The organism is Vibrio sp. 2033, assembly GCF_033339735.1.
In genome coordinates this window covers 1-13682 of the sequence record NZ_JAWOVC010000039.1, presented here as the reverse complement: position 1 = coordinate 13682, position 13682 = coordinate 1, and the positions used below count along the sequence as shown (strand labels likewise).

Genomic DNA, 13682 nt, shown 5'->3' with positions numbered 1-13682 from the left:
AACGGCCAAAAAGTGTAATATAACTCAAATTATACTTCGTTATATGCGCTTATGGCGTCTAAGAATTTGATAGTAATTCTCAACAAGAACAAACTCTAATTTGCTCTTGTTGAAAATAATTCTATACATGAAGAAATGTAAATTCCTTCGTGTAGCCAGCGTGTACGGGAGTTCGCAGAACCTCATTTATTTTATGATAAGTCTTTTTAGGTGAAAAAGATGATTTTCATCTTGTATAGGTCGGAACTATTTATTAATTTTTTTAGCGACATACAAAAATTAATAAAAATAACGAAATATTATGCACGATAAAAATGCTAGGACGTGGACAGACCCCGACGATGGCGTCATTTATGATTTAAGTCATATGGAATCATTTATTACTGACTTTGAAGTTAAGTTGTCTAAGTCATCCCCTGTAGTTAAAACCCCAGTTAAGATTGTTTTCTCCAATCACTGCTTTTCAAGAAAAAAGACTGACGAGGATAACGAATCTCAGGTTATAACTGTCGAAACTAAACGAGATGGTACTACCGAGTATAGAGTTTTCTGTCCTACACGTTGGGAATTCTCAAAGCGTCTCCCCGAGATTCTTAGCGACCTTTCTTATAGAAGCTGTTTAGAGGGCGGTAGCCGGGAAATTGTATACAGACAAGAGGATCGCTCCGCCGTTGGTCAGCATGACGGCTGGTATATATGTATGCGGTTAAATCACAAGAAGAAAGCCGACATTCAATTTGAAATATGGGTGAGAAGTGCCCATTGGAGAAATAATAGACCTGCTGACATAAGGAATCACGGCGGTAAGCGATTTTGCATGCTTTTAAGTAGCTATATCGCGTCGAAAAAGTAATAGCGCCAGAAACACAAAACCCCCAATTAAGGGGGTTTTGCTGGAAATTAAATTTCACTGCCGGGCGTCTTGGTTATGACCACTCTTTGGTGGAAACCAGTTTAACTGGTGCCATGAGCGCTACCCCTAAGGGACACCGACTATCGCAACTCACAAGTTAAATATAACTCATGTTCGTTACGTTTGCAACTCGAGGATAAGTTGCTACACAACGTGACGAAGCAAAGGATCTTTTCGTTGATCCTCAAACGGATCGAGCGTAATATTTTGACTAGATAGCAAAAAGCCCCCTATTGGCGTAGGAGGCTTTTTAGTGAATAGCAACGTTAGCGCGTTCTATTCGCGGGCAACCATGTTTGCAGACAAGGAAGCCAAAAACTGTTCTACAAGTGTAGCCGTATAGGCTGTACCATTTCAAGCATTTTTCTCGTCTGCATTTCTATCGCCCCTATCGGGCTATACCTTTAGCGTTACGTTGTAGCGTGTCGTCGCGTGTTGGAAGCATGAGTTTGTTGGCGCGTTGGCGGTATGGTCGCTGTATAACGGGGAATGATTGCAGAACAGCAATCCCGACGTTAACAACCTAAACAGAAGCACAGCCGAACGGCTGAGGAATGAGAAAACGCCAGCTAGTAAGAAAAGGCGGTTTTTCGGTGTGTAAATCTGCAAGGTTAGACGGTGGGGGATGCAATCGGGGTGCAGCGTATTGGAAACGATATGCAGCTCTAAGCCACCGCAAGATTAGCCTATCCTAAGCCTTAATGGTGCGGGAGGGCGACGTCTGGAGCCAAGCAAATAAAAAAAAGCCGCACGGGGAGCGAATCCGGCGGCTTTCATTTGGTCAACAACGAGACCTTCGATAGAGAGCTATAGGTAGTAATAACTACCTCTTAAGTAAAACATGGCTTTGTACATATGTAAAGCACATTTGTAGGTTAATCGCTTTTTATCATTACATGCGGCTAATACTATGCAAAATATTCATAAAGTAATGTTGTAACGCATTATTTTCATCTATTAATCAACAACTTACGAAAATGACCTGTTTGACTCATCTTGTGTGAACCCTATACCATATTAACAGCAACGTTAACGAGCGTAACGCGTTGTAAAAACAACTGTCTTGGTAGTAGAGGGAGGAGCGACCCGAAGTGCTTAAGACCATTAATCAATAGAGTTAGAGAGCTAAATTATGAACACGCACGCACAACAAACGGCGGCTTCGCTCCAACGCGCAGGCTTCCCGCTTACTCTTCTTAGTGGCAAGAAACCGATCCTTAACGATTGGCCGAACAATCCTATCGAACCGGGCGCAATTGAGTCGCATACGGGTAACTTTGGTGTTATCTGCGGTAAAGGCTTTTTCGTATTTGATGTGGATGATATGGACGCTTTCATCATGTATTTGATGGAAAACGGCCTAGATTGTCCGTCCGATACGTATTGCGTTTCAAGTGCCAAAGGTCTGCACTATTACTACCAGATGCCTCAAGGTATGGAAACTATGCGCAATGCGGTACGTATTGCAGGTTTCGCGGATATTCGAGCTACAAACGGCCAAGTGGCCGCTGAAGGTTCAATACATGAAACTGGTCATGTGTACGAATGCGTTACGCGTAAACCTATCGCACCTTGCCCGACATGGCTTATCGAACTGTTAAACAAACACAACGTATCGGAAGCGCACGCCGGAAAACGCGGCGAAGTGCTTATCGAGTCAGACGACGCTTACGCGATCGACCGAGCAACTCAACACCTTAAACGCTGTGAGGCGGCTATCGAAAACCAAGGCGGTGATCAAGCTACGTTTGCAGCTGCAGCGCGTTGTAAGGATTTCGGACTAAGTAAAGACACTACTTACATGCTTATGGCCGAGTACTTTAATCCGCGTTGCGAACCGGAATGGAACCCTGACGAGCTGCGCGAGAAAGTAGAAAATGCGTTTAGCTATGGTGCGTCACCTCAAGGGGTTGCCTCTCCTGTAGCTGCTTTCATTAATGCCGGACTCGTACCGCAACAAACGGCCCCAACAGTGGACCAAGTATCTAATCCGTCAACTAGCCCCGTTACTGGCGAGAACCCGAAACACATCGGCGTTGGTACCGGATACGACAAGTCAAACCACACCGTAAACGCGACTCGCTTCCTAACGGAGTGTTACCCATCGGGTACGCTGAAATGTTACGACATGGAGTTTTACTGGTTTGATGGTAAGTCGTGGGTTCACGCAAGCGACGCGGTTATTAAATCTGCTCTAGGACGTGCAATGCTTAACGCAGAGCCTAGCAGTGGTACAGTTAAAGGCACGTTCGAAATGCTACAGCACTTTACGCATTGCGACGAGTGGAACACGTACCAAGGCAAAAGCCGCGACGGTTTGATCTTAATGAACAATGGCATCCTCGATATTAATACAGGTGAGCTGTTACCTCATACGATGGGGTACCTTTGCTCTAACATCATTCCTTTTGATTATTCTCCGACAGCTACGGCCCCAACTTGGGAAACTTTCCTAAACTCTACGTTTGAGAACGACCAGCAGCGCGTACAGTTTATTGAAGAATGGATCGGCTACAACTTAACGCGTGATTACCGTTATCAAAAGATTGCGATGCTTATCGGTCAACAGCGCTCCGGTAAATCAACAATTATGAGCATCCTTGAGTCTATTCAAGGCGTTGCGAACTACGGCAGCGTGGATATTAACGGCCTTGGCAAAGACAGTAAGCTCCACATGCTTAGTAATAAACTCTCTATTGTTGTTCCCGATGCAGCCAATCCGTCACGTAATGAAGCGGGTGCGGTTGTTGGTAACATGAAATCAATCAGCGGCGGCGATTCTTTAACGTTCGACCGTAAATTCAAAACGGCGGTTACTACGAAATTTGCCGGTAAGATCAGCATCGTAACCAACAACGTTTTGAACCTTCAAGACGACTCAGGGGCATTAGCCGGACGCCTTATAATCTGCCCGTTTAACAAGTCTTTCTACGGAAACGAAGACACTACGCTAAAGGCACGATTAATCGCGGAGATACCTGGCATTATTAATCGCTGTATCGTGGCGTTACGTCGCCTTAACGCACGCGGCCGATTTGTGGAACCGGAAGCCGCGCAGCAATGGCGTGATGATGTGCAAGACCGTGCAAACCCTCTATTTCCTTTCATTCGTGAGAAAGTAACGATTGATATTAAAGAGCGTGTTCCGGCTTCACAACTTTATTCCGCTTATCGTTCTTGGTGTGTTAGTAATGGTTCCCGACCGTTAACGGGGCAAGCCTTTAAACGCGCGCTACTTGGTGCAGTACCAAGTGCTACACATTCTAGAGGAATGCGCATCGATGGGAAGGTAACTACAGGGTATGTCGGCGTTACGTGCGCCGACCCCCTAACCGAGTTGTTCAGTAACGCTCAGGCGGTGAACTCATGATCACACCAACTATTATCATTAACGGTTCGGTCAAGCCCTTAGCCGTTCTTAACGAACCTAACGGTATTAAACATTACGCAATAAACGCTCTTAGAGAATACTTACAATATGGCAAGGCGTGCCCGATTGCGTTCGGCCTTGCTGATAAACTCCTACCAATCACGCGAAATCATGCGGCATACGCTATAGGATGTTTGGCGTCCAACCAGTTACCGACGTTGGCACGTTACATTGATGAGAACGGGCAATCACTGGGATAGCCGAATAGAAAACGAATAACAGCCTCGCATTACGCGGGGCTTTTTTATATCCGTCATTTATTACAGTGTTCTGTACCGTAATATGCGCATTACGAGATGTCGTACCGTAATGAGTGTTTTTAGGTGTTGTCAAAACGGGCCTAAAACCAGCAACAAAGTGCCTACATGTTGTCAAAAAGTGCCTACACCCGATTTAGGTGTTGTCAAAAATGTTGCTAATGTTGCTAATGTTGCTAATCGCTGCCAACGTCGCAGCCCCTGTCCTATAAGGGTTTCGTGGGTTTGTTGTCAATGTTGCTGGTTTTTTACCTTATTAAGATAATTCCTAAATTAGTATTAATTCCTTAAATAATGTATTAATTCACGCTAATAAAAGGTTGAGTGAAAAAAGTAGCAACATTGACAACACTCATCGCCCGTTACACGCATTACATCACTGGTCACTGTCTGCATTACATCGATACGCGTATACGCTACTGGTTATTCGTTACGTTCGTATCGCGTGTTAAGTAGCGCAAAGCCCTTAAAAGCGTTAATTATTAGGTTGTAGTATTACATATGTAAATTACGTATAATAAGACCTAGAAAGGCAAGGGAGCGAAACTGGCCTTTCTACGGAGCGATAACCCAAACAACGAACCGGAGTTATCGAGATGCAAATTGAAACACTTAGAAACTTACAGGGCGCGGAATTTGACCGCTTAGCCTTAAACCTAGAAACGGCATTAGCTGAAATCCACAACGGTAAAACTGACGGCTTTGAAAGCGTCGTTACTGTCATCGGAAAACCTCTATTCGCGATCCGCGAACACTTCAACGTCCTTAAGGCTCTACTTTGGTTTATCAGCCAACCTACAGCAGAGCGTGAAACTACGTTACGACAAGAGTTAATCAACGCAATATGAAGATAAACGCACTTATCGCAAGCCGATGGGGCGTTGCCCTGTCTAGCACTTACCGTTGGCAATCAAGCCCAAAGCGTCGCCTGGTGTGGCGCTATGAGGCTGCACTTAACGGTGCGCTAGGCTGTTACGGTACGCCGCGACCGCCAGGTAACGAAGACCCCAAAAACCTAACGCAAATAACCCGAACGGCTTTAACACTCGCCGGGTACAGTTATAAGCAATTGGATAACTGGACGTTAGAACGTGGTAGTGCGACCACCGAACAATTAACGGGCCGAATGCACGACATCGTAGCGCACTACTTAAATACAAAACCGTGGCGAAGCGATCCGAGCTTACCTATTCCGATTTACTAAACTTGCTAATTTACAGATACAGGAGAGTGACAACTATGAACCCGACTATTCATTTCTTTGAAGAACATGGTGTTTGCTTAGGGGATTTTGAAGAACTTTTAAAGGTCCCAGAATTCGCCGCGAAGATATCTACCTCACTAGATATGGTTGTGAATGCCACCGAACCGACACCCATCTACTGGTCGTTAGGTTTCGACAAACCTATTTTTGCATGTGCTAGCAACGGCACACACAGGGAGGCGTTAGAAATGTTACGAGGCGTTATTGAGGCGCGCGACTTCATAGTGTTACGGGGCACGCTTGAAACGCTTGAGGCGATGTACGAGAAGAAAGACGGGGGTGCGCAATGTCATTAAGCCTCACCGATGAACGAATCCTAACGCTCTTCGAATCCGGCGCGGTGCGTTCGAAAGTTGCGGCAGTCTCTCACTACCGACCAGAGTTAAGCCGAGATGGGCAACAGCGATACGCTACTGACCTGTGGAAGAAGAAAGAGGTTATAGAACGTAACGCGTTTGTAGCTGAAGCAACCGCCCAAGAAGCCGAAGCGGTGCAAGCCGGTTTGCGTTACCAATGGCGCGCCATTACCGAAGGGATTGAAACTCTCCTAGTTGAAGCGGGGATCTGCGAAATCGTACAGGTTCCCGATAAACGCCGTACTGTCTTTGATATGCGTACCGTTCTGAAGCCAGGTGTCGCGTTGCCTCAGCAGGCTTTACCTTTTATCAAACGAATTGAGTTAGTTAACGCATTCGCAACCGAGGATGCACTCGAGCAACGCCGAGCCATTGTTGCACATGAGTATGGCAACAAAGAGAAACTGCGCGCATCAGAACTATTAGCTAAGTCATACGGCCAGCTTATCGAACGTCAAGAGTTGACCGGTGGTAACGGCGGCCCGATTGAGCAAGTTACCGCTGATATGAGTGCGACAGATGCCGCAAACATTTATAAAAACGCCGTTCGCGGCAATTCACAACCTAAGAGAGGTTAAACCATGGCTATTAATGTAGATGTGCAGATAAGCCCACAAGGGGCGGTACAAGGCGGGAGGGTTGCAGAGACTTCCTTAGACCGTGTCGGTAAAGCTGCGGATGTAACAACGGCTCGCGTCGATAAGACAAGTACTGCGCTCGCTCAAATGCCTACTAACGTGTCGAAAATGAATACGGAAGTTCAGAAATCCTCAAATTCATTAAAGCAGTTTAATGGGCTTGTAGGCCAAGCCGGGTTCCAGATAAGTGATATCGCGATTCAGCTCGGTGCCGGAGCCAACGCCGCTATGGTATTCGGTATCCAAGGCGGACAATTGCTAGGGGTTATTAATCCATTAGCCGGTGCTCTGGCTACCGTCGCAGGTATTGCAATCGGCCAGATGACCGGTGGGATGTATAGCGCAGCAGATGCAACTAAGACCCTCACAGAGCGTACGCTTGATTACATCGATGCAGCGGAAGACTTAACGCGGTCACAAGCGACGCTTGGATTGGCTGAAACGACAAAAGAGTACGCCGCGCAACAAGCCGAACTGACGAGAGTTAACGCTAAGATTGAGACATACACGGCCAACCTAGCGCGTTACCCTAGTAGCGCTAAAGCTGAGGAATGGAACGAGGCGTTAATCGAGCAGCGTGCCAATGCTGATACGTTGAACCAAGAGATTGAGAAAACGCTCGAACTCAAGAAGCTTTACACTGACACGGTCAACGGTGTTGTAACGGCTGATAAAGACGCTACTAAAGCGATCGAACGTCAGGCGCAGCAAGTACAGATTCTACGATTAGAGCAACAAGGGTTGAATAAAGAAGCATTCATTCTCGCCGGCGTTCAGCGTCTCGGGGCGGGTGCTACTGCGGAACAGGTCGCGCAATACAAAGCGTTACTGCGTGCTGAGTTCGAACTGACTCAGCAACAGCAAACGTTAAACGACAGTGTAAAAATGTACGACCGTGATGGCGCGTATCTGCAACGATTAGAAGACCAGGTAGCAATGGTTGGTCTAACTGCCAGAGAGCAAGCCGCACTAACAGCAGAGCAGCGACTTAGCGAGAATGCGACAGCAGCACAAATCGCACAGGCCCGAGAATTAGCCACGGTTTTGTATGACCAGGCTGAAGCTCAGAAAGCGGCGAAACAGGCGCAACGTGAAGAGCAGCGTATGGGCGACGAAGCAACCGCGTTTAGCATTGGCCTAGTTGACAGTTCTACAGGATTGACCGCTTTAGAAGAACAACGCCAGCGTGTGTTGGAATATCAAGAGCAGGAGCTTGGCGACCAAGAGGCACATGCAGCAGCATTGGTGGCTATCGATAAGAAGACCATGCAGGAACGTGCGAATATTGCATCTAGTGGACTCGGTAGCCTCTTATCGCTAACTCAAGGTTTTGCGGGGGAAAGTAGCGGAATATACCGGAGTTTACTGGCAGTCCAGAAAGCCGCGACTCTTACTAGCGTACTTTATTCATCATATGACGCGATCGCATCGGCGTGGAGTTCAGCGCCCTTCCCGGCGAATTTGGGAAACGTCGCACTCGCTACGGTTGAGACGGGAGCTTTACAGGCTGCGGTAGAAGCGGTTACACCGGCTTTCGCTACGGGGGGAATGGCTTACGGTCCGGGTACTGGTACTAGTGACAGCTTCACCGCTCGAATTTCGAACGGCGAGTTTATTATGCCCGCGCAGCAAACCAGGCAGTATTACAGCGACTTGGAATCAATGCGGAGCGGGAATTACCGTCGAGGTAGTTCGATGCCGGCTAAGATCGTCATTGAGAACAAGACGACAGGGCGTATCGATAACGTCCAACAGTCTATAACCGAAGAAGAGGTGCGATTGATTATCTCTGAGGAATTGCCTACTCAAATGGCAGAACAGATCTCTGATGAGTATAGTCCGGCAAATTCGGCCTTGAAATCTAGCTACGTGCTTCAACGAAATCTATAGCTAGATACATATGTAAAAGACCGTTGTATATTACATTGTGTTATATGCTAACGGTCTTTTCGTTAAATTTAATCTAAGAAAACGCCTAAATAAAATACTACGTCTCGACATTGCACTAAGTTGTTGAAATAATTAACTTATCAACGGATAGGAGACTAAGAGCATGACAGAATTTGAATCATTGGCTAGCGAGCTGAAAACACAACGCGGTGAAATTAAGACCCGTATCGATGCGCTAAATTTAGAGCGTGACGGTTACGCTCTAAATGCTGTTATGGGCGATACCAAGGCAAAGGAATCTATTGCTAAACTCGATGAGCAAATCATCCCTCTAGGTCAAGAGGTTAAGACAATCGACGCTGCTTTAGCCGAACTAGAACGAAAAGCAGAGAAAGCGAAACGCGATGCAGAACTTCAAGCGAAACGCGATTTGTTTAGTGAGTTCGATCAGTGTGGTTCTTCAATCATTGAGCAAGCCGGTAAAGTGGCCGAGAAGATGAGCGAACTAAAGCCCCTTATTGATGAACTGGAACGCCTTGTAAATACCACTCATAAATACACCCATGTAGCGGGTACGCCGTCTAAAAACCTAGAAGTTAATGACACATTACGTCGAGCAATCTTGCATGGGACAGGGTTAGCCGTGTTCGATAAAACATCCGGTGTACGTTCTAACCGTTTCGAGCAATTCACCAACCCTTACGCTTTCCTAAACGCGATCGTTGCGTACAACGTCAACCGAACAGCTAGAGCACTGGCGCAAATGGCTGAATTAGATGCACCAGAAGAAAAGCTATTAGACGTACCGAGCGCACCAGAGAAGCAGCAACATCAGCGTAAAGCTATTCCTAAGACCAAAATCAAAGTGGTGCGCGTTAAAGGCGGGTTAGACGTGGTCCGTGTTACAGACGGTGACGTTATCGCTGAACTTAACGACGAACCTAACGCGTTTAACGAGTGGTTTAACGAACCTGGTAAACAGTGGAATCAAACGTTCGAGTTGGAAGGCGAGGCGTATCCCGTGGACAGTTCAACGGACGACAAAAGCGTTGATGACGACAGCGTAAAAATTACTCATAAAGGTAAAGGTTACTGGCAGATACAGGATGCCAACGGTCAAGACCTTCTAGACGAAGCCGTACAAGGTAAAGATAACGCTGTGATGCTCGCCCAACAGTTGGGTTTATCGGTTAAGTAGATGATTTAAATTTCGTTACATATGTATATTACGTTTCTTTTTGTCGTATGTAACGAAACCCGTGATAAGGATTCAAACCTATGAATTACGAAGAAATTAAAGCTATTAAGCTGAAGAACGGTGGCGGTGTGATGCTTTTCAACTCCGTTACGCCGGAACGCAAGAAAGAAATCATCGATGCGGGTGATTACGAACGAGTGATCAAGCGCGGCGAGCTCCTTAAAACAAACCTACCAGTGACCGAAGCAAAAGAGAGTACCCCTATGAATGTTGAAGATATCGCAATGGCTCAACTACTCAAGACCGCAGAAAAAGACCCTAAAGGCATGATTGATACGATTGATGCTCAGCTGTTGGCCGAGATTAACAAGCTTAAAGCTAGCGGCACCGACCCATTGCAAGCACATAAGCAAGTGATGGAATCAAACAAAGGTAAGAAGCTAGCTGACATAAAGCGTCAAATTCTAATGCAGGCGGCTAAATCAAAAGCCACGGCTAACCAAGATAAAACATCTCAAGGTTTAGGTATCGCGAAGATGCAAAAGCGTGATACCGAGCAAGACGTTTACGCGCGTTACAGTGAAGCAGTTCGTAACGGTGACACTGACACCGCTGACAAACTAGCGAAGATCATCAATGCGTAAACGTAAGTTAACTACTCGCGCCCGACGTCGTAACGTTTGGGCGCTTCATTCGGACAAAAGCAATGCTCGTAACTGTAAACCAAAGTACTAACGTCTTTACCCTGGATAATTCAAAAGATCATCCTTCAGCTTTCTTCGCTGGGTTTAGAGCGGATATCCCTTTACCGAATGCTCTCGACTATCACGGTTTTAAGCGATTCGGGCGTAACAGCCCGTGGACATTTGGTTGCTATTTAGACGTGTCCCGAGGTTCGGATAGCCCAAACGGGGTGTATCAAATTTCATACGACGGCAGCAAATGGCCCGTATTCGATAGCATTAACCCGAAACCTTGGGATCGCATGGGGGCGCTTTATCTCCTTCTCCTAACGGAAAAGCAGTGGCAGTTATTTGCACATGCAGAGAACCAACCGACTTTATACGGGGACCGTAGATGAACAACCTTATTGATAGCGCTCTACAGGCTTTGAATGAAAGTAAGTTGAAATACCTTGTTATCGTTCCGCTTGCTTTTATTGGGTGGGTTTTATTGATTCTCGACGGCCTTGTAGTCGTCGCAGCCTCTTACCAAGGAGATCCTAACGATGATGTTTGATAGCCATTTTAAACCCTGTGAGACCGTAGAAGAATGTAACGAAGTCTACGACATCCTACGCGCTAGAACGCCCTTGGAATCTAGAGTCTTTTTGAAGCGCGCGCGCTCTAGAGCGGTTGAACGTTTACCAACCGAAGCCGAACTAGGGAAGCGTCGCGCATTCGTGGAGGCTTATAAAAAGGAACAGGCTCAAGCTAAGGCGCGACGAGAATGTAGATACCTGGATGTAGGTTTACGTAGCTATACCAATGAAATACATGACCTTGTTGCTCACGCGGTGGCGGATGACACAAACGTTTCATTGCCTCGCCGTTGGTTGTCGAAACATTCTGTAGCTATTGCCAGTATAAGTAATACCTCTATCCCTCAAGATGCTAGACAACTAGTTACAGATTTTAAAGAGATGGTAAGAGAGGCCCGCAGGGTTCTAGCTGAGTGTAAACCTACGCCGAACTTAGACGGAGACCCTGTAAACCCCTATCACCTTGTTAAATAATGCGTTGACGCGTTGCGCGTTTACATGTACGTTATATACATATGTAAATGACAGCGCGTGATGCATCCTAATGAAACACTGTATCTACTTAAATACGAAAGGCGGCAGCGGTAAAAGTACTCTAGCTTATTACTCTGCTAATGAATTACAACGCCTTGGGTATCCTACCGAAGTGGTTAACCTTGACCAGCAGCAGCACATAATTGAACGCGAAGACAGCGACGCGGCTTTCTGTATCTACGATACGCCGGGCGTTTTTGCTTCCGATACGCTAGACCTACTCAATGCAGCACGTAATGCTAATAGCGTAATTATTATCCCGACTGGTTGCGGTGTGAATGACACGAAAGAAATCCCTTTTGTTGCAGACCAGCTAGCCGAACTAGGTCTAATTGACCGTTGTACATTTGTGTTCACTAGAGCACGCCCTAACAGCAAAGCACTTAGAGAACGTCGCCAATGGCTAGAATCACAAGGCCATAACGTTGCGCGTTGGTTCATGCCTTTGCTGGAAGACTTCAGCGAGCAGCGCGACACGAGCCGTACCCGCAACGAGATCAGCGCGTTTATCCACGAGGTGATTCTATGAGTCTAGTCCCTAAGAAAGCCGATAAGGTTGATAAGCCCGCCGCGCGCGAACCTCTAACCACGCGATCGAAAATTGAAGATGAACTGAACGAAGAATTTAAATCGAGATTGAACAAAGAGCGCGCAGAGGCGCAGAAAGAACGTAGGGCCAAGTTAGTAAAGCAATGGAAAGACGACCGTAAAGCTATCGATGCGCATAAAGAGGATGCCAAATGGCTAGATAAGTACATCAAGGAACATAAACGCGATGCTCACGAAGTACGAGCGGGACAATTCCAGATGTTATTGAACCCTTATGAATTAGCGGTACTACAGCGAGCTTTACTACAGGACGGAGGGTATAAGTCCGTTCGTGAAATGGTTATCGCACTAGCGGAGAAACACGCTGGTATTAAGTGGTAAAAAGCAAAACGCCCCGTCAAGCCGGCAAGCATCGAACGGGGCGCAATCGAAACACAATCAAAGGAGCATTTCGATATGAATCTAAGCATATCAGAGTTACGTCGCATCGCGCCACTGTTAACGCGTGGCCAACTTATCCGTCTATTGCAACGAGTGGAGGGCTAACACATGGCCACAGTACAACCGATCGCGAATAAACAGCACTTATTACTAGCAGAGCAGCACATCAAAGCAAACCATGATGAGGCGTATTGGCTCCTATGGCGTATTGGCTGCGAAACGGGTTTCCGTGTAACAGACATTACCGAGATCCGTTACAGTGAGGTCAACTGGCAAACCGGCGTCATCTCCATTGCGGAGAACAAAGGCACGAAAGCACGTAAGGCGAGAGCACGTCTCAAGGTGTTGGAGAAGGTCAAAAACGAGCTAATAGCGCGTAATAGCACCGACCCTAGCGAGATGATGCGTATCTTTATCACCTCACCAAAGGACATTTATGCGTTAATACCTGCCGATATGCTGGCTGATGTTGATAAGCGTATTGCAGCTGCTCAGGACGCCGCACCAGAGAAGCGACGAACAGCTAAAGTATCCAATCGTACATTGACGGCATTAAAAGCCCGCTACGAGCGTTACGGTGTGATTAGTAACGATCAGATTTTTGCGCGCGCAACACTACGCACTAGTAACAGAGCTAGGAACGTAAATGGGGTTCTATCACGTCAGGCTGTTTGGGCTGTACTTTCCAAATTGACAGACTTGTTAAACGGTCTAGGTGAATCGGTGCGCGTAGGTTGTCACTCGATGCGTAAGACGTTCGCCCGTCATTTATACGAGGCGACCGGTCGCGATATCGCGCTATTAATGCGAACTATCGGCCACAGTAGCCCAGCAATGTCCTTGAGGTATATTGGGATAACAGGCGATGAAGAACTATCCGCCCAGGATAAGCTGTTCGCTTATATGGAGTAATTGAACGGCCAAAAAGTGTAATATAACTCAAATTATACT

15 protein-coding genes are annotated in these 13682 nt (G+C 46.6%); all 15 read left to right on the top strand.

Annotated elements, in window-relative coordinates:
• Positions 1-2045 precede the first annotated feature (2045 nt).
• On the top strand, positions 2046-4283 hold the full coding sequence (locus R7P74_RS23535) for a phage/plasmid primase, P4 family (protein ID WP_318123227.1): 2238 nt from the start codon (positions 2046-2048) through the stop codon (positions 4281-4283).
• Entirely contained in the window at positions 4280-4543 is a 264-nt protein-coding gene (locus R7P74_RS23530) for a hypothetical protein (protein WP_171343445.1), read from the top strand. Before R7P74_RS23535 ends, R7P74_RS23530 begins: the two co-directional genes overlap by 4 nt.
• 381 nt (positions 4544-4924) lie before the next feature.
• Positions 4925-5056 (top strand): hypothetical protein, encoded by a 132-nt coding sequence (locus R7P74_RS23525; RefSeq protein WP_301338077.1) that lies wholly within the window; start codon positions 4925-4927, stop codon positions 5054-5056.
• A gap of 140 nt (positions 5057-5196) precedes the next feature.
• Complete coding sequence (locus tag R7P74_RS23520) at positions 5197-5448, top strand: hypothetical protein (protein WP_258662618.1); 252 nt, start codon at positions 5197-5199, stop codon at positions 5446-5448.
• A complete protein-coding gene (locus tag R7P74_RS23515; RefSeq protein ID WP_072866727.1) occupies positions 5445-5804 on the top strand; it encodes a hypothetical protein in 360 nt (119 codons plus the stop codon). Before R7P74_RS23520 ends, R7P74_RS23515 begins: the two co-directional genes overlap by 4 nt.
• Before the next feature lie 35 nt (positions 5805-5839).
• On the top strand, positions 5840-6160 hold the full coding sequence (locus tag R7P74_RS23510; RefSeq protein WP_318123224.1) for a hypothetical protein: 321 nt from the start codon (positions 5840-5842) through the stop codon (positions 6158-6160).
• Positions 6151-6798, top strand: a complete 648-nt coding sequence (locus tag R7P74_RS23505; RefSeq protein ID WP_072866725.1) for a hypothetical protein — start codon at positions 6151-6153, stop codon at positions 6796-6798. The genes R7P74_RS23510 and R7P74_RS23505 overlap by 10 nt, the downstream gene beginning before the upstream one ends.
• 3 nt (positions 6799-6801) lie before the next feature.
• Positions 6802-8748: a hypothetical protein gene (locus R7P74_RS23500; RefSeq protein WP_318123223.1), complete on the top strand. Its 1947-nt coding sequence runs from the start codon at positions 6802-6804 to the stop codon at positions 8746-8748.
• Between the two features lie 163 nt (positions 8749-8911).
• A complete protein-coding gene (locus tag R7P74_RS23495) occupies positions 8912-9946 on the top strand; it encodes a hypothetical protein (protein WP_318123222.1) in 1035 nt (344 codons plus the stop codon).
• An 80-nt stretch (positions 9947-10026) separates the two neighbouring features.
• Positions 10027-10590, top strand: a complete 564-nt coding sequence (locus tag R7P74_RS23490) for a hypothetical protein (protein ID WP_318123219.1) — start codon at positions 10027-10029, stop codon at positions 10588-10590.
• Between the two features lie 62 nt (positions 10591-10652).
• A complete protein-coding gene (locus tag R7P74_RS23485; RefSeq protein WP_171343451.1) occupies positions 10653-11027 on the top strand; it encodes a hypothetical protein in 375 nt (124 codons plus the stop codon).
• Positions 11024-11185 (top strand): hypothetical protein, encoded by a 162-nt coding sequence (locus R7P74_RS23480; RefSeq protein WP_175547334.1) that lies wholly within the window; start codon positions 11024-11026, stop codon positions 11183-11185. Before R7P74_RS23485 ends, R7P74_RS23480 begins: the two co-directional genes overlap by 4 nt.
• A gap of 566 nt (positions 11186-11751) precedes the next feature.
• Positions 11752-12270 (top strand): ParA family protein, encoded by a 519-nt coding sequence (locus R7P74_RS23475; protein ID WP_072866719.1) that lies wholly within the window; start codon positions 11752-11754, stop codon positions 12268-12270.
• Positions 12267-12671 carry a hypothetical protein gene (locus R7P74_RS23470; RefSeq protein WP_318123217.1) on the top strand — a complete coding sequence of 135 codons (405 nt, stop codon included), beginning with the start codon at positions 12267-12269 and terminating at the stop codon, positions 12669-12671. Before R7P74_RS23475 ends, R7P74_RS23470 begins: the two co-directional genes overlap by 4 nt.
• 168 nt (positions 12672-12839) lie before the next feature.
• Entirely contained in the window at positions 12840-13643 is an 804-nt protein-coding gene (locus R7P74_RS23465; protein WP_171343455.1) for a tyrosine-type recombinase/integrase, read from the top strand.
• Positions 13644-13682 lie beyond the last annotated feature (39 nt).

Coding starts and splice junctions, on each gene's coding strand:
- R7P74_RS23535 (WP_318123227.1), top strand. CDS start 2,046: ATGAACACGCACGCACAACAAACGGCGGCTTCGCTCCAACGCGCAGGC.
- R7P74_RS23530 (WP_171343445.1), top strand. CDS start 4,280: ATGATCACACCAACTATTATCATTAACGGTTCGGTCAAGCCCTTAGCC.
- R7P74_RS23520 (WP_258662618.1), top strand. CDS start 5,197: ATGCAAATTGAAACACTTAGAAACTTACAGGGCGCGGAATTTGACCGC.
- R7P74_RS23515 (WP_072866727.1), top strand. CDS start 5,445: ATGAAGATAAACGCACTTATCGCAAGCCGATGGGGCGTTGCCCTGTCT.
- R7P74_RS23510 (WP_318123224.1), top strand. CDS start 5,840: ATGAACCCGACTATTCATTTCTTTGAAGAACATGGTGTTTGCTTAGGG.
- R7P74_RS23505 (WP_072866725.1), top strand. CDS start 6,151: ATGTCATTAAGCCTCACCGATGAACGAATCCTAACGCTCTTCGAATCC.
- R7P74_RS23500 (WP_318123223.1), top strand. CDS start 6,802: ATGGCTATTAATGTAGATGTGCAGATAAGCCCACAAGGGGCGGTACAA.
- R7P74_RS23495 (WP_318123222.1), top strand. CDS start 8,912: ATGACAGAATTTGAATCATTGGCTAGCGAGCTGAAAACACAACGCGGT.
- R7P74_RS23490 (WP_318123219.1), top strand. CDS start 10,027: ATGAATTACGAAGAAATTAAAGCTATTAAGCTGAAGAACGGTGGCGGT.
- R7P74_RS23485 (WP_171343451.1), top strand. CDS start 10,653: ATGCTCGTAACTGTAAACCAAAGTACTAACGTCTTTACCCTGGATAAT.
- R7P74_RS23480 (WP_175547334.1), top strand. CDS start 11,024: ATGAACAACCTTATTGATAGCGCTCTACAGGCTTTGAATGAAAGTAAG.
- R7P74_RS23475 (WP_072866719.1), top strand. CDS start 11,752: ATGAAACACTGTATCTACTTAAATACGAAAGGCGGCAGCGGTAAAAGT.
- R7P74_RS23470 (WP_318123217.1), top strand. CDS start 12,267: ATGAGTCTAGTCCCTAAGAAAGCCGATAAGGTTGATAAGCCCGCCGCG.
- R7P74_RS23465 (WP_171343455.1), top strand. CDS start 12,840: ATGGCCACAGTACAACCGATCGCGAATAAACAGCACTTATTACTAGCA.